Below are 15,805 nucleotides of genomic sequence, written 5' to 3' on the forward strand. Positions count from 1 at the left end.
GGCGCGGCCGGGCCGGCGGTGACGCCGGGTACATCCAGTACATCAGTTCCTGCTGCGAGAGGCCGTCGGAGCCAGGGCGTCGTCGAGCGACCAGAGCGCCGCGCCTTCCGAGAGGCGAGCAGCCTCGGCGTCGGACAGCCCGCGGACCCGGAAGCCCACGCGCTCCCCTGGCAGCAGCGTCATGAAGCCGCGGTCGACGGTGCCGGTCGACGCGATGCGGTCCGGCTGCACGAGCAGGTCCCGCACGAGCGACTCGGCCTCGACGACCAGGTCGTGTCCGTCACCGTCGGCCGCGGGGGCGACCGTCGTGCGGTACCGCGCTGGCTCCCACTGCACGTCCCTGTCCGGCGACGCGGTCCAGACCGCACGACGCCAGTCCATGTCCGCCACGACGAGCTCACGCGTCGGGTCGTCCAGGACGCCGACCGACTCGGGCAGGTCGACGACGGCGACGCCGGCCTCCGACAGCCGGACGGGCAGCGTGACCTCGGCGAGGATCCTGCCGGACACGTGCATGCGCCGGACCCGCACCACGCTGTCGCGACCACCGCGGGAGGACCGCACCGCGATCTCGACGGGCGAGTGTCCGAACGACCCGGGCGACACCCCGAGCGACAGCGTGTCGACGAGCCCCCCGGACTCGGAGGCGCCGTCGGCGGTACCGGTGCTCGCGGCGGTCCCGACCGCCCCGTCGAGGGGAGCCGACGTGCCGACGCGGTCCGCGCCTCCAGGCCGGTCTCCGGACGACGTCGGAACCGCGTCGTCGTCAGCGGACGGACGCACGACGGGCCGGATCGCCAGCAGGACGTCGTCGTACAGCCGACGCAGCTCGTGGGCGAGCGGCTTGAGCCGCCCGGCGGAGTCGATCGCGGACCACGATGCCACCGGCCAGAGGTCGTTGAGCTGCCAGACGACGACCCCGGTGTTCCGCGGCCAGTGCGTCCGCCAGTGCTCGACGCCGGTCGCGACGGCGCGCGTCTGCTGCAGCTGCGTCAGGTAGTGCCAGCGGTCGAACTCGGCCGGATCGACGACGCCGAAGCGCGGCTCGATCCCCCGTGCCAGCTTGCCCATGCCGTCGTCGGCCTTCTGGTGGTGCACGACACCGGGCGAGTCCACGCGCAGCGGCTCGTCCGTGACCGCGTCGCGGAGGGTGCGCCAGGCGGGCGGTGCCTGCCACCCGAACTCGGACACGAACCGCGGGACGGAGTCGCGGTAGTGGTCGTCGGACAGCCGGTTCCAGACGTCCCACGAGTGGTGGGTCTCGTGGTCGACGTCGTTCGCGGGCAGGGTCTCGGAACCCGACCAGGGCGAGGCGACCGTGTAGAAGCGCGACGGGTCGACCGCGTCGACGATCGTCGGGAGGAGGTCGAGGTAGTAGTCGAGCCCCCAGCCGCGGTCACCGAGCTCCTCGGCCCAGCCGTCCGCGTCGTGCAACCAGATGTTCTCGTTGTTGCCGTTCCAGACCACGAGCGACGGGTGGCCGGCCAGGCGTGCGACGTTGTCCCGGGCCTCGGCGACGACCTCGCTGCGGATCGGCTCGATCTCGGGGTAGGCCGCGCAGGCGAACGCGAAGTCCTGCCAGACGAGCAGGCCGAGCTCGTCGCAGACGTCGTAGAAGTCGTCGGACTCGTAGACCCCGCCGCCCCACACACGGACGAGGTTCACGCCGAGGTCTGCGGCGACGCCGAGCCGGTCCGCGGTCCGCGCGCGGTCCACCCGCGACACGATGACGTCGTCCGGGATCCAGTTCACGCCGCGGACGTCGATGACGGTGCTGTTCACCACGACGGTGAAGGGCTTGCCGATCGCGTCGTCCGCGGTGTCGATCCGGGCCGAGCGGAAGCCCGTCTTCGCCGTCCGGCGGTCCAGGACCTCGCCGTCGACGGTCTGCAGCTCGACGGTCACGTCGTACCGGGGCTGCTCGCCGTAGCCGCGCGGCCACCAGCGCCGCACCTCGGGCACGCGCACCGTGACGACGGTCTCGTCGTCCTTCGGGGTCAGCTGCGCCCGGGAGCGCTGTCGGGTCGTCCCGCCGTCCACGGTCGGGCCAGCGACCGTGACGACGAGCACGAGGTCGTCGTCCTCACCGTCCTGGTCGAGGTCGTTCATCCCGGACCGCTCGACCCGCACGTGCGCGTCGAGGACGCCCTCGCCGGCCTCGACGTCGACCAGCGGCTTCACCTCGGCGAGCCGCGCCGTGGACCAGCGCTCGATCGCGACCGGACGCCACGGACCGCTCGTCACCGCGGTCAGGCCCCAGTCCCAGCCGAAGTTCGAGGCCTGCTTGCGGATGTACGGGAACGGTTCGTCGTACGGTCCCGGCATCGAGCCGGCGCGGGCGGCGACCCGGCCGGCCTCGCGGTACGGCGACTCGAAGAGGAGCTCGAGCTCGCGGTCGCCCGCGGCACCCGGCACGTCGTTGAGGTCGAACCGGTAGCGCCGGTGCATGTTGCGGGTGGTGCCGACGACCACGCCGTCGAGGCTCAGCTCGGCGACCGTGTCGAGCCCCTCGCACACCAGGTCGACGCGCTCGTGCCCCCGAGGTGCGACGTCCACCGTCCGCCGGTAGGCCCAGTCGGCCCGGCCGACCCACTTCGCGCCGTCCTCGTTGCGGTCGAACGTCGGGTCCGCGACGAGTCCCTCGCGTTCGAGGTCCGTGTGCACCTGACCCGGCACCGTGGCGGGGATCGTGCGACCCGTGATCCCGGCCGGTGCCCCGGTCGGCACCTGGTCGCCGGCGATCGCCACGGTCCAGTCGTCGCGGAGTTCCTCGCGCTCGAGGGTCATGCGGGTCCTTTGCTGGGCGGACGGGGAGGGCGGACAGGACCCGGCGGCGGCTCGTGGCCGCCCCGGCACCGTGACACCGGCCGGCGGTCGTGCCCGTGGTCGCGTGAGCGGCCGGGAGGCACGGCACCGGTCGCCCAGGCGTCGTCGCGTCCGCGCGCGCGGACGAGTGCTCGTCGCGCGCGGGGGTGCTCGGCGATGCTAGTACGTCGACCTTGCCGGCGACCACGTCCGCGACGACGGACCGCGCGACGCGTCCTGACGGCGTCGGGCCCCGTCGGGTCGTGTCCGCCCTCCGGCCCTGCGTGGCAGGGTGGTGCGGTGATCACCGTCGAACTCGCCCGGTCGCTGCGCGACGCCGGACTCCGCTGGCACCCGGGGACGGGCGACCGGTTCGTGATCGACAAGCCCGGGGTCGACGACGACGTCTACACCGTCTCCGAGATGACGGTGGAGCGGCACGACCACCCCAGCGGCACCTCGCTCGGCTTCAACGGCACGACGGAGTGGGCGCTCGACTCGGTCGAGGCGTCCGAGTCGCTCTGGCTCCCGCGGGAGGACCAGCTGCGCGACCTGCTCGGACCGGCGTTCGTGTCGCTCGCCGCCGGGTTCGTCGTCACGGCGACGATCGACGGGGTCGCCCGGGAGTTCCGGAGCGACGACCCGGCTGTGGCGTACGGGGACGCACTGCTCGCGTACATCACCGACGCCCTCGCCTGACCGGTCCGGTTCCCGCGCGCAGCGCGCCCGACTGAGTGTTGCCGGAATGCCTCCTGGGGACGCTTTGGTTGCATGGTGGCATGACCGTTCCGAACATCACCCTGAACGACGGCAAGACCATCCCGCAGCTCGGCTTCGGTGTCTTCCAGATCGATCCTTCCGACACGAAGGAGGCGACCCTCACCGCGCTCGAGGTCGGCTACCGCCACATCGACACCGCCGAGATGTACGGCAACGAGAAGGAGGTCGGCGAGGCCATCGAGGCGTCCGGCATCCCGCGCGAGGAGATCTTCGTCACGTCGAAGCTCAACAACGGCTTCCACGACCCGGCCCTCGCCGCCGAGAACGGCAAGAAGTCGGCCGACCTGCTCGGCGGGTACACCGACCTCTTCCTCATCCACTGGCCGCTGCCGACGGTGTCGGACTTCGTGCCGACCTGGAAGGCGATGGAGGAGCTCTACCACGCCGGCACCGCCCGCTCGATCGGCGTGAGCAACTTCCAGGCGCACCACCTCAACCGCCTGGCCGCCGAGACGACGATCACCCCGGCCGTCAACCAGATCGAAGTGCACCCGTACCTCGCGCAGGACGAGCTCCGCGCCTACGGCACCGAGCACGGCATCGCGACGGAGGCCTGGTCCCCGATCGCCCAGGGCCTCGTGCTCGACGACGAGACCATCACCCGCATCGCCGGCGCCACGGGCAAGACCCCGGCGCAGGTCGTCCTCCGCTGGCACATCCAGCGCGGCGACATCGTCTTCCCGAAGTCGGTCACGCGCTCGCGGGTCGAGGAGAACTTCGCGATCTTCGACTTCGAGCTCTCCGACGACGACATGACGGCGATCACGTCGCTCGACAAGGGCCACCGCACGGGCCCGGACCCCGACACGTTCGACTACGTCCCGGCCTGAGCCAGCGACCACGACGAGGCGCCCCGCCGGCCGGCGGGGCGCCTCGTCGTTCAGGCCCCGCGCCGCGAGGCCGTCACGGTGAACTTCGCAGTCCGCACGACCTGCCGCGTCGGGCCGACCAGGCGTTCGAGCAGCGGCCGGTAGCGCAGGTGCGAGTTCCAGACGCACCACAGTTCCCCGCCGGCCTGGAGGATCGTGACCGCGTTGCGGAACATCGCCTCGGCCGCGTCGGTGCTCACCGTGGTGCCCTCGTGGAAGGGCGGGTTGCAGAGCACGAGCTTCGCAGACCCCTCGTCGAGCTCGTCGCCCGCGTCCGACCGGACGACCGTCACCCGGTCCGCGACGCCGTTCGCCACCGCCGTCGCCCGCGTCGACGCCACGGCGATCGCCGAGACGTCGGTCGCGACCACCTTGACGGCCGGGCGGCGGCGCGCCAGAGCAGTCGCGATGACGCCGTTCCCGCACCCGAGATCGACGGCGACCCGCGCCGACGGGACGGCGTCGTCCATGACGTCGAGCAGCACCCGGGTGCCCTGGTCGAGCGACGTCCCCGCGAAGACGCCGCCGTGCGCGACGAGCGTCATCCCGAGCTCGTCGACGTGCACCGAGCGAGGCCAGCGGTTCGTCGCGTCCGCGCGCACCGCCGTCGCACGGAGCGGGTCCTGCGCGATGAGCAGCCGCGACTTGCCGCGACCCCGTGACGCGGTGACCTCGCCGAAGTACCGGCGCAGGACGTCGTTCTGCGACAGGTTCATGTGCTTCGAGACCCCGCCGCAGAGCAGGACCACGTCGGGCGCCGCCCACCGTGCAACGGCGCGGGCCAACTCGTCGAGCCGGTCGTTCGACTTCGACAGCCGGAGGAGCACCAGCCGGACGTCGCGGAAGGCCTGCTCGAGCGTCTCGGTCAGCACGAAGCCGCTCCGGCCGAAGGTGCCCGCGTTCGCCTGCAGCGCCCGCACCCCGACGAGCGAGTCCTGCACGACCCGGACACCCGACGCGCCGTGCACGGTCATCGCCCCGAGGGTCAGCACCCCGTACCGATCGTCGACGACGGCGACCTCACCGGGTTGCCGGAGTGCGTCGCCGTGCACGTGCGGTGCCTCGTCGAGCATGAAGCGGTCGGTGCCGTCGATCGCGACGAGGTCGGGCTCGTCGTTGACCGGGGAGCGCCGGAAGTGGTCGGCGAAGTCGAATGGCACGGCCCCAGGGTACCCAGACGACGGTACGGAGCCGCACCGGTGCGGGAAGCACTGTCGGACCTCGGGCACCTCGGTCTCGTCGAGTTCCGCCCGAACCGGTACACGCGCGTCACGGTCCCCCGCCGCGACGAACTCGTCCCGACGCTGCAGACGCTCGGACTGCTCGTCGGGGGCGTCGTCCGCACCACGATCGGCGGCCTCGGGGACCGCGACCGCGCCGCACTCTTCCGCCGCATCGGGCTCGTGCTCGACTGCATGGCGATGCCCACCGGGCAATGGGGTTCCGACGCGATCACCCCGGTCTACCGGACGTTCCTCGCGGCGTGCGACAACCCCCCGCTCGTGGCGGCGCTGAGCGGGACCCTCGACGGCCTGACCTACCGCCTGCGGCACGACGACATCCGGAGCGCGCGGCCCTGGGAGCACGTCCGGAACAGCCTCGTCGCGCTCCGCGTCGCGGTCGACTGCCGCGACGGACGGCTCGCGGAGCGGGCGAGCTGGACGGTCCACCTGCTCCCCGACCCCGACCGCGGGCGGTCCTGACGTGTGCGCGTCCTGCGTCCGCTCGGTCATCGACACGGTCCGGGCGCACCGTCCCGGTCGCTGCTCCCCCGAGGACGATCGCGCATCGCTCCCCCGCTGCACCGCGGTCGACGGCGCGCGTCGCGACCTCTTCGACCCGCCGGTCGACTGACGTCAGCGCTCCGGGCGGTAGAGCACCACCGCGGTGTTCCGCTGCGGTCGCATGCCGGCGCGCAGCGGGACCGCAGCGCCGGTCGTCGTCGCCGCGAAGACACGGGCGCCCGGTCGCGCGATGAGCTGATCGGCGAGCGCACGCTCCAGTTCACGCACACGGTCGCGGAGCACCTGGTTCTCGTTCTCGAGGTCGAGCACCCGCCGGATCCCCTCCAGCGACACCCCCTCGGATCCGAGCCGCGCGATCTCGCGCAGCTGCGCGACGTCGCGCATCGAGTAGCGGCGCGAGCCGCCGCGGGTGCGTCCCGGCACGACCAGGCCGAGCCGGTCGTACTGCCGCAGCGTCTGCGGGTGCATCTCCGCGAGCTCCGCCGCCACCGCGATCGCGAAGACGGGCGAGTTCTCGTCCATGTCGGTCATGGCTGGTTCCTTTCCGTCGTCCGCGTGGTGCAGAACCAGCCTGGAGGCCCGGTGCGGCTTCCTGACGGAGCCGCGCCGAGCCTCCAGGCCGGTTGTCGTGCTGGTTGCGCAGCGCTAGTTGCGCGCCTTGGCGAGGAGGTCCTCGCGGGGGTCCTCGTCGGGCAGGACGGCGCGGAGGGCCTCGACGGCCTCGCGCTGCTTGTCCGACAGGTGCGACGGCACCGCGACCTGCACGGTTGCGAGCAGGTCACCGGTGCCGCTCTTGGTCGTGACCCCGCGTCCCTTGACGCGCAGGACGCGGCCGGACGGCGTGCCGGGGGCGACCTTGAGCTTGACGGGCTCGCCGCCGAGCGTCGGCACCTGGATCGTCGCGCCGAGCGCCGCCTCGACGAACGTCACGGGGACGTCCACGCGGAGGTGCTGACCGTCCCGCTCGAAGACCGGGTGCTTCCGGACGGAGACGCTGACGACCAGGTCGCCGGCCTCTCCGCCGTCCGGACTCGGCTCGCCGCGCCCGCGCAGGCGGATCTTCTGCCCGTCAGCGACGCCCGCGGGGATGCGGACGTTCACCGGTCGGCCGTTGCCCTGCGAGAGCTTGACGGTGTCACCGGCGATCGCGGTGGTGAAGTCGAGCGTCGTCGACGCGGTGACGTCGCGGCCCTTGGTCGGACCGCCGAAGCCGCGGAAGCCGCCGGACGACTGCCCGAAACCCTGACCGCCCCCGAACATGCCACCGAGGATGTCCTCGAAGCCGCCGGCACCGCCGCGGCCGCCGCCCTGACCGAAGCGGACGCGCTGCCCGCCCTGCTGGCCGAACATCCCACCGAAGACGTCCTCGAACCCGCCGCCCTGGCCCGGGCCACCCGCGGTGAAGCGGGCACCCGAGCCCATGGCACGGACCTGGTCGTACTCGGCGCGCTGCTCCTTGTCGGAGAGCACCGAGTAGGCCTCGCTGATCTCCTTGAAGCGGGACTCGGCCGCGGCGTCACCCGGGTTGGAGTCCGGGTGGTACTGCCGGGCGAGCTTCCGGTAGGTCTTCTTCAGCTCAGCGTCGCTCGCCGTCTTGTCGACGCCGAGGACCTTGTAGAAGTCCTTGTCGAACCAGTCCTGACTGGCCATGAATCCCTACCTCCTTCCCGAGCCTCAGGCGGGGACCGCGACGGCGACCTTGGCCGCGCGGAGCACGCGGTCGCCGAGCTTGTAGCCCGGCTCGACGACGTCCGCCACGGTCTGGTCGGTCGCGCCCGGCGTGGGCAGCTGCACGATCGCCTCGTGCACGTTCGGGTCGAAGAGCTCGCCCTTCTCGCCGATCTGCACCAGCTTGAACTTCTCGAAGCCGCCGCGGATCTTCTGGCCGATGACCTGCATGGGGCCCTCGGTCAGGTCGCCGTGCGCCTCGGCGCGGGTCAGGTCGTCGAGGGCCGGCAGCAGGGCACGGACGACCTCGGCGATGACGGCGTCGCGGTTCGCCTCACGGTCGCGCTCGACGCGCTTCCGGAAGTTCACCAGCTCGGCCTGCGCGCGGAGCATGTCGGCGCGCATGTCGGCCACGAGGTCGCGGTCGGCCTGCGACAGCTTGTCCTCCTCCATGCCGCGGGCCGCGTCGTCGAGCAGGGCCTGGTCCTCCGGCGAGAGGTCGCTGGCCTCGTCGGCACCCGCCTGGTCGGCCTGCGGGCCGCCGGCGGCGGGGCCGTCCGTGGGGATCTCCACGTCCGGCCCCTCCGCCTCGATGAGGTCCTCGGGCTCCTGCGCGTTGGTGGCGTCGCCCTCGACCTGGGGCTCGTCCTCGTTCGGCACGTTGTCCTTGGGGTCCGTCATCGTTACTTCTTGTCCTTGTCGTCCTCGTCGTCCACGACCTCGGCGTCGACGATGTCCTCGTCGTCCGCCTGCTGCCCCTGGCCGTCGGCGGTCGGCTGCTCGCCACCGGCCGCGGCGCCCGCGTCCTGCTGCGAGTAGATGGCCTGGCCGAGCTTGCCCTGCGACTCGTTGAGCTTGTCGAAGGCGGTCTTCACGGCCTCGTCGTCGTCACCCGCGAGGGCCGACTTCAGGGAGTCGACGTCGGCCTGCACCTCGGACTTGACGTCCGCGGGGAGCTTGTCGTCGTTCTCCTTGATGAGCTTCTCGATCGAGTAGACGAGCTGCTCGGCCTGGTTGCGACGCTCGTTGGCCTCGCGGCGGGCCTTGTCCTCGGCGGCGTGCTCCTCGGCCTCGCGCACCATGCGCTCGATGTCCTCCTTCGGCAGCGACGAGCCGCCGGAGATGACCATCGACTGCTCCTTGCCGGTGCCCTTGTCCTTTGCGGACACGTGCACGATGCCGTTGGCGTCGATGTCGAAGGTGACCTCGACCTGCGGCACGCCACGGGGAGCCGGCGCGATGCCGGTGAGCTCGAAGGTGCCGAGCGGCTTGTTGTCGCGGGTGAACTCGCGCTCGCCCTGGAAGACCTGGATCGCGACCGACGGCTGGTTGTCGTCGGCGGTCGTGAAGGTCTCGCTGCGCTTGGTCGGGATCGCGGTGTTGCGGTCGATGAGCTTCGTCATCAGGCCACCCTTGGTCTCGATGCCGAGGGACAGCGGCGTGACGTCGATGAGCAGGACGTCCTTGCGCTCGCCCTTCAGGACACCGGCCTGCAGGGCGGCGCCGACGGCGACGACCTCGTCCGGGTTGACGCCCTGGTTCGGCTGCTTGCCGCCGGTCAGGCTCTTGACGACCTCGGCCACGGCGGGCATGCGGGTCGAACCACCGACGAGCACCACGTGGGCGATGTCGTTGACGCTGACACCCGCCTCCTTGATGACGTCGTTGAAGGGCTTCTTCGTGCGGTCGAGCAGGTCGGAGGTCATCTGCTCGAACTGTGCGCGCGAGATGGTCTCGTCGAGGTTGAGGGGGCCGTCCGCGGTCAGCGTCAGGTACGGGAGCTGGATGTTCGCCGACATCTGCGACGACAGCTCCTTCTTCGCCTGCTCAGCGGCTTCCTTGAGACGCTGCTTCGCGATCTTGTCCGTGGACAGGTCGACGCCGTGCTCGTCCTTGAACTTCTTGACGAGGTGGTCGACGATGCGCTGGTCCCAGTCGTCGCCGCCGAGGCGGTTGTCACCCGAGGTCGCGCGGACCTGGATCGTGGAGAAGTCGTCGTCCTTGCCCACCTCGAGCAGGGAGACGTCGAACGTGCCGCCACCGAGGTCGAAGACCAGGATGAGCTCGTCCTCCTTGCCCTTGTCGAGGCCGTAGGCGAGGGCCGCAGCGGTCGGCTCGTTGATGATGCGGAGGACGTTGAGGCCGGCGATCTCACCGGCGTCCTTCGTGGCCTGGCGCTCGGCGTCGTTGAAGTACGCCGGGACGGTGATGACCGCGTCGGTCACGTCCTCGCCGAGGTACTGCTCGGCGTCGCGCTTGAGCTTGCCGAGGGTACGGGCCGAGATCTCCTGCGGCGTGTAGCTCTTGCCGTCGATGTCGACCTTCCAGTCGGTACCGATGTGGCGCTTCACGCTCGCGATGGTGCGGTCGACGTTCGTGACGGCCTGGCGCTTCGCGGTCTCGCCGACGAGCACCTCGCCGTCCTTCGTGAACGCCACGATCGAGGGCGTCGTGCGGAGCCCCTCGGCGTTGGCGATGACGGTGGGCTCGCCACCTTCGAGTACGGAGACGACGGAGTTGGTGGTTCCGAGGTCGATGCCTACTGCACGTCCCATGGGGCTCCCTTTCGCTGGAGTGATGAAGTCTGCTCGGACTTGCGTCCGATGGGCTCAAGTTTACTCCGGGCGAGAGGCGTGTCAAGCGCGGCCAAGCGAAGTTGCGTCGAGAAGGCGCAGGTTCACGTATGCATCGCATGCAGGAGGCCTTCAGCGACGCATGAAATATTTCATATGTCCATGTTGGAGCCGTGTGTCAACACGGCACGCATTGAAAGACATCTCCACTCACATGAAGAAGACACTCCGCGCAGTCGGGGCCGCTGGGCTCGCCGCTGCCACCATCGTCACCGGGTCGAGCTTCGGGCCCGCTGCCGCGAACGCTGATTCGAGAAGCCCCGACATCCCGACTACAAGCACGATGAAGTGGGTCATGGATCCAGCAATCTGGGATCGTCAAAGCTATCCTCGGGTGACCGCCTTGCGGGTTCGGGCAGATGGCTCGATCGAGAAGCAGGAATTCAAGTCGGACAGGGCAGCAGCGGCAGCGTGGGCTGACGAGATCATCGTCCCCGCTCTGAACGGCGTCGGACCCGTGCAGACAATGGACGGAACGCGGTGTCTGACCGGTAGGGCAAACATGCGGTTCGTCACGTGCGACGGTTCAGCGGACCAATTGATGAGCATCGTTCCGGCGAAGTACAACGGGATCGAGAGACTTGCGATCTCGCGCGTGAGCGACGGAGCAACTCTCCAGGGCGAGAATCTGACATGGTATGGCAACAACGGCTACTACACCGACGTCATCAGCGATGACGTCGCTGACATCACGCCGAATCTCAACGCGATCGCCTCGGACATCAATCTCGAGAGTGGCACGGCAACGCTCTCCGGCGTCGCGTCGTCCGACACGACGGATGTGGACATCAGCTGGACCACGGCGAAGGGCACTGAGAAGAAGCGCAACGTCGATGTGGTCGGCGGGAAGTTCACGCAGCAGCTGACGGAACTTGCGATCGGCACGACGACGGTGCACCTCACGGCCTGGAACGGCGGCGAGGTGATCGCGGAGACGGATGTCGAGGTCAAGCTCGAGGTTGCTCCGGTGACCGCGAACGCCGAGTTCAGCTCGGAGGTCATGAAGACCGTGCAGCTCTCCGGTACCGCTCAGCCGAACGCGCCGATCGAGTTCCGTACCGCCGAGAAGGTGGTCGGCGGTTCCACCGCAGACGGTGCGGGCAACTGGACCGGCACCGTGAACGCTCCGAACGAGCCCGGCCTCTACAACATCGACGTCGTGCAGAAGGTCCGGGATGCGGACGCCGGTCGCGCCGCACTCGACATCGACTACGGCCCGGGTGTCTCGGTGACCTCTCCGGCCGATGGCTTCGAGATCGATCCTGAGGAACCCGAGCTGAGCATCCGCGGCAACGCACCGGCCGGCACGAAGGTCGAGGTCTACGAGAAGGGCCACGCCGCCACGCAGCTCGGAGAGCCTGCCACCGCCGGCTCGAGCGGTACCTACCGCCTGAAGACGGTCCCGCTGGAGGACCGCGAGTACACGCTCGTGGTCGAGGGCATCACGAAGGGCTACAACCGCACCCGGGCGGAGCTGACGGTCAACCCCGGCAAGTCCACGGTCGAGAACCCGACCGCTACGGTCCAGTTCGCGGACGACGTCACGAACGAGGCGACAGTCACTGGCGCCGGCGTCGACGGCGCGACGATCACCGTCAAGGACGAGACCGGCAAGACGCTGGGAACCACGACCGTGAAGGACGGCAAGTGGTCCACGCAGATCCGGTCGCTCGGTGCCGGCAAGCACACCCTGACCGTCGAGCAGACCGGCATCGAGGGCTCGCAGACCGTGACGACGGAGGCCGACTTCGGTGCCGCAGTCACCGCGACCGGGCCTGAAGCTGCGATCGCGGGCTCGACCGCGACGGTCACCGGTACGGGCGCGGACGGCTCGCGGATCGAGGTCACCGAGAACGGTGTTCCGGTTGCCTCGGGCACGGTCGAGAACGGCGTGTTCTCGATCCCGGTCGAGAAGGTCCAGGACGGCGAGCACACCTACACCGTCACCCAGACCGCACGCGGCAACACGGTCACGACTGCGGAGGTCGTGCTCACTCGCGATGCAGTCGTCACCCCGGTGACCCTGACGTCGCCCCAGTCCGGTGACACCTACCCGGCGAAGTCCACCGTGCGCTTCACCGGGACCGGCACGCCCGGCGCGACGGTCCTGCTCGACGCGTTCGGCGGCCTGGCGGACTACTCCACCACCGTGGCCTGGGACGGCACCTGGACCATCGACCGCCCGATGAACATCGGGACCTACCGGTTCGACGTCGTGCAGACCGCGAAGGGGCAGGAGAGCCGTGTCGACGGCATCGAGCTGGTCGAGGACGGCACGCCCGTCGACGGACCGTTCGAGGTCACCGCGCCGACCTCCGGTTCCACCCACAAGAACGAGGTGGTGGCCTTCACGGGTACCGGCACCCCGGGCAGCACGATCACGATCGACCCGAAGGTCCCGGGCCTGTCGACCGTCACCACGACGGTCCCGCTGAACGGCAAGTGGTCGGTCAACCGGTACGTCGGTTCCGGCGCGTACGACTTCGACGTCTACCAGACCACGAAGGGCGCGGAGAACGGTCGCACGAGCATCCAGATCAACCAGCCCGCGTCGGTCGTGCGTCCCTTCGCAGTGACGTCGCCCGAGGACGGCTCGGAACACAAGAACGAGTCGGTCGCCGTCACCGGTACCGGTACCCCCGGCTCCGACATCCTCGTGCACGTCAGCAACTTCAGCTCCGCCGACGTCACCGCGAAGGTCGGCACCGACGGCACGTGGAAGGCCACCAAGTGGCTCGGCGGCGGCTCCTACGTCCTCGAGGTCTCGCAGACCACGAACGGCGCCCCGAACGGATCGACGACGCTGCACGTGAACAAGCCCGCCGCCCCGGTCGATCAGCCCTTCGCGATCACCAGCCACGCAGACGGTGACAGGTTCACCCCGAACCGCTCCGAGACGTTCCGCGGCACCGGCGCGGCAGGGGCGACGATCACCCTCGATCCGGGCAACGGTCTGGCGAAGGTGACCACCCAGGTCACCAACACCGGCGACTGGTCGGTGACGAAGTGGCTCGGTAACGGCCCGTACACCTTCACGGTGAGCCAGACGAAGGACGGCGAGACCACCTCGCTCCCGCCGTTCACGATCACTCCAGCCGAGTGACATCCCCCAGCACTCTGTGAGTGCTGGGCCGGGCGGGCGGAGTACACGAGCACTCCGCCCGCCCCTGCGGCACCACCTCGACCAGGAACCAACTCGACACAGAAGGACCCCATGCGCACTCGGATGATCGTCAGCGCCCTCGCCGCCTCGGCACTCGTCTCACTCAACGCTTGCACGGCGAACACCCCCAGGCCGTCCCCGACTCCGACCGCCAGCGCCAGCGCCCCGGCGGCCGCCGAGTGTGTCGACGGCGTCGCGGCACTCCAGGCCGACGACCAGCAGAGCAAGCACGACGGCTGCGACGTGTTCGACGTCCTGGGGAACGGCAACACGCTCACCGTCGGTGACGTGAAGCAGCTCACCGTAGAAGGGGACCACAACACCATCACGGTGCACACCGTCGACACCGTCACGAGCAGCGGCACCGACAACACGATCTACTACGACGGTGACGAACCGGACTTCAACGAGCTCGGATCCGGCTCGAAGGTCCTTCCCTCCTCCGCTCGCTGAACCCGACTCACCCGCCGCACACCACGAGAGGGCGCCCGCTGACCGCGGGCGCCCTCTCGTGTTCCCAGTACCCAGCGGCGACGTCCGGCGCCCGCCGATGCGGACGGCGCTGCCGCCGATGCCCAGCCCGCCCGCGTCGACGACGCGAGCAGCGGTACCGACGCACCCGGTTCCTCCAGGCCGGACCGTCCACGGAACGCGCACCCTGTCCCGGTGCTGCGAGCAGCAGCACCAGCGCGCCGTCCAGGCTCGAACACGACGAGGGCGGGGAACCCCTGGTTCCCCGCCCTCGTCCGTCAGCGCGACGAGGTCAGCGCGGCGACCGGTAGGAGTAGTTCAGGGCGTACGGGTCGCGGGACGAGGCACGGGCCATCGTGATCACCGTCCCGAGCGGCTCGGACCCGGCATCCCGCAGCGCAGCGGCGGCCTGCGCGAAGTGCTTCCGGCTCGTCCTGCGCGTCGCTGCGGCCAGGAGCGCACCGCCCGCGATCCGTCCGAGGATCGCTGCGTCCGCCACCGGCAGGAGCGGCGGTGCGTCGATGACGACCACGTCGAAGCGCGCCTCGAGGTCGGCGAGGATCGCCGTCATGCCCGTGCTGCTGAGCATCTCCGCCGGGTTCGGGGGGACCTGTCCGGAGGGCAGGACCACCAGGCCACCTCGGCCCCACGGCTGCAGCGCGTCCTGGAGCTCGGCGCGGCCGATGAGGACGTCCGTCAGACCGACCGCGCCCTCGACGCCCATCAGCTCGGCGACCCTGGGTCGACGGAGATCGCCGTCGACAAGCACGACACGCTGGTCGTCCTCGGCGAGCGCGAGCGCCATGTTGACCGCGACGGTGCTCTTCCCCTCGGCCGGCAACGAGGACGTGACGACGAAGCTCTTCGAGTCGCGCCCGAGTTCGAGGAAGCGCAGGTTCGTGCGGAGTCGTCGGAACGCCTCGGAGCGTGGCGCGAGCGGGTCGCTGTGGACGGCGAGCGGCCGGTCACGGAAGTCGCGGTGGTACGGCACCTCGCCCAGCACCGGGGTGCTCCCGGCCTCCTCGACGTCGGCCCGCCCCTCGAGACGGGTGTCGAGGGCGACGCGCACCGCCGCAGCGGCGAGGCCGGCCAGGAGGCCCAGCGCGAGTCCGCCGACGAGGTTCGACACGATGCGTGGTGTCGCGGGCGCCTCCGGGACGAGCGCAGGTTGCACGGTCTCGATGCGGAACGGGCTCGTCCCGTCCGCGCTCGGCGTCTCGAGCGTCCCGGTGACGACGTCGGCGAGGCTTGCACCGATGGCGTTCGCGATGGCGCTCGCCCTGGTCGGTGAGCCGTCGGTGACCGTGATGTCGATGATGACGCTGTCGATCGGGGTCTGCGTCGCCACCTTCTCGGCGAGCTCGTTCGACGTCATCCGGAGCCCGAGTTCGTCGATGACCGGTTGGAGGACGCGAGCCCCGGTGGCCACCGCCGCGAAGGACTGCACCTTCTGCTCAGCGGCCGTGCCGCCCTGGGCGAGCTCGCTCGAGTTGGTGGAGCCGCCGACCGAGACGTACAGGCTCGTGGTCGCCTTGTACTCCGGCACGGCGGTGACGTTGACGACTGCGGCGCCGAGCAGGCCGAGGACGGCGCCGCCGAGGATGAGGAGCCACCCCTTGCGGAGGGCGCGGAGCAGGATCGAGAGGTCCATGGCGTTCCGTTCTGGTTCGG

General features: G+C 70.4%; 12 protein-coding genes. 5 read left to right on the forward strand and 7 right to left on the reverse strand.

The annotated features are described in order from the left end of the window. Nucleotides 1-42: 42 nt before the first annotated feature. A complete protein-coding gene (locus J2X59_RS10815) occupies nucleotides 43-2,787 on the reverse strand; it encodes a glycoside hydrolase family 2 protein (RefSeq protein WP_326496669.1) in 2,745 nt (914 codons plus the stop codon). 318 nt (nucleotides 2,788-3,105) lie between these two features. Here J2X59_RS10815 and J2X59_RS10820 point away from each other — a divergent pair, with 318 nt between their 5' ends. Continuing rightward, entirely contained in the window at nucleotides 3,106-3,504 is a 399-nt protein-coding gene (locus tag J2X59_RS10820) for a pilus assembly protein CpaE (RefSeq protein WP_326496670.1), read from the forward strand. An 80-nt stretch (nucleotides 3,505-3,584) separates the two neighbouring features. Further along, nucleotides 3,585-4,415, forward strand: coding sequence for an aldo/keto reductase (locus J2X59_RS10825; RefSeq protein WP_326496671.1), 831 nt, complete (start codon nucleotides 3,585-3,587; stop codon nucleotides 4,413-4,415). Nucleotides 4,416-4,465: 50 nt separating this feature from the next. On the opposite strand, the gene J2X59_RS10830 is transcribed toward J2X59_RS10825, so the two are convergent. Beyond that, on the reverse strand, nucleotides 4,466-5,614 hold the full coding sequence (locus J2X59_RS10830; protein ID WP_326496672.1) for a class I SAM-dependent methyltransferase: 1,149 nt from the start codon (nucleotides 5,612-5,614) through the stop codon (nucleotides 4,466-4,468). Nucleotides 5,615-5,653: 39 nt separating this feature from the next. On the opposite strand from J2X59_RS10830, the gene J2X59_RS10835 reads away from it, so the two are divergent. Next, nucleotides 5,654-6,157, forward strand: coding sequence for a hypothetical protein (locus tag J2X59_RS10835; protein WP_326496673.1), 504 nt, complete (start codon nucleotides 5,654-5,656; stop codon nucleotides 6,155-6,157). A 153-nt stretch (nucleotides 6,158-6,310) separates the two neighbouring features. Here J2X59_RS10835 and J2X59_RS10840 read toward each other — a convergent pair whose 3' ends face one another. From J2X59_RS10840 to dnaK, 4 genes are all read right to left on the reverse strand, one after another. Then, a complete protein-coding gene (locus J2X59_RS10840; RefSeq protein WP_251160524.1) occupies nucleotides 6,311-6,721 on the reverse strand; it encodes a heat shock protein transcriptional repressor HspR in 411 nt (136 codons plus the stop codon). 123 nt (nucleotides 6,722-6,844) lie between these two features. Then, entirely contained in the window at nucleotides 6,845-7,849 is a 1,005-nt protein-coding gene (locus J2X59_RS10845) for a DnaJ C-terminal domain-containing protein (RefSeq protein ID WP_326496674.1), read from the reverse strand. 24 nt (nucleotides 7,850-7,873) lie between these two features. Beyond that, entirely contained in the window at nucleotides 7,874-8,548 is a 675-nt protein-coding gene (locus J2X59_RS10850) for a nucleotide exchange factor GrpE (protein WP_326496675.1), read from the reverse strand. 2 nt (nucleotides 8,549-8,550) lie between these two features. Beyond that, complete coding sequence (gene dnaK / locus J2X59_RS10855; protein WP_326496676.1) at nucleotides 8,551-10,422, reverse strand: molecular chaperone DnaK; 1,872 nt, start codon at nucleotides 10,420-10,422, stop codon at nucleotides 8,551-8,553. 619 nt (nucleotides 10,423-11,041) lie between these two features. Here dnaK and J2X59_RS10860 point away from each other — a divergent pair. Then, nucleotides 11,042-13,603 (forward strand): Ig-like domain-containing protein, encoded by a 2,562-nt coding sequence (locus J2X59_RS10860; RefSeq protein WP_326496677.1) that lies wholly within the window; start codon nucleotides 11,042-11,044, stop codon nucleotides 13,601-13,603. Between the two features lie 111 nt (nucleotides 13,604-13,714). Next, a complete protein-coding gene (locus J2X59_RS10865) occupies nucleotides 13,715-14,116 on the forward strand; it encodes a DUF3060 domain-containing protein (RefSeq protein WP_326496678.1) in 402 nt (133 codons plus the stop codon). Between the two features lie 310 nt (nucleotides 14,117-14,426). Here the strand turns inward: J2X59_RS10865 and J2X59_RS10870 are convergent, their stop codons facing one another. Further along, nucleotides 14,427-15,785 (reverse strand): polysaccharide biosynthesis tyrosine autokinase, encoded by a 1,359-nt coding sequence (locus tag J2X59_RS10870; protein ID WP_326496679.1) that lies wholly within the window; start codon nucleotides 15,783-15,785, stop codon nucleotides 14,427-14,429. Between the last annotated feature and the right edge of the window lie 20 nt (nucleotides 15,786-15,805).

The organism is Curtobacterium sp. 260, from assembly GCF_030803485.1.
In the GTDB taxonomy this organism is placed as follows: Bacteria; Actinomycetota; Actinomycetes; order Actinomycetales; family Microbacteriaceae; genus Curtobacterium.

What these genes read in the sequence shown, in the direction of transcription:
- J2X59_RS10850 (WP_326496675.1), bottom strand. Translation starts at nt 8,548, where the DNA reads ATGACGGACCCCAAGGACAACGTGCCGAACGAGGACGAGCCCCAGGTC.
- dnaK (WP_326496676.1), bottom strand. Translation starts at nt 10,422, where the DNA reads ATGGGACGTGCAGTAGGCATCGACCTCGGAACCACCAACTCCGTCGTC.
- J2X59_RS10860 (WP_326496677.1), top strand. Translation starts at nt 11,042, where the DNA reads ATGAGCATCGTTCCGGCGAAGTACAACGGGATCGAGAGACTTGCGATC.
- J2X59_RS10865 (WP_326496678.1), top strand. Translation starts at nt 13,715, where the DNA reads ATGCGCACTCGGATGATCGTCAGCGCCCTCGCCGCCTCGGCACTCGTC.
- J2X59_RS10825 (WP_326496671.1), top strand. Translation starts at nt 3,585, where the DNA reads ATGACCGTTCCGAACATCACCCTGAACGACGGCAAGACCATCCCGCAG.
- J2X59_RS10815 (WP_326496669.1), bottom strand. Translation starts at nt 2,787, where the DNA reads ATGACCCTCGAGCGCGAGGAACTCCGCGACGACTGGACCGTGGCGATC.
- J2X59_RS10870 (WP_326496679.1), bottom strand. Translation starts at nt 15,785, where the DNA reads ATGGACCTCTCGATCCTGCTCCGCGCCCTCCGCAAGGGGTGGCTCCTC.
- J2X59_RS10840 (WP_251160524.1), bottom strand. Translation starts at nt 6,721, where the DNA reads ATGGACGAGAACTCGCCCGTCTTCGCGATCGCGGTGGCGGCGGAGCTC.
- J2X59_RS10845 (WP_326496674.1), bottom strand. Translation starts at nt 7,849, where the DNA reads ATGGCCAGTCAGGACTGGTTCGACAAGGACTTCTACAAGGTCCTCGGC.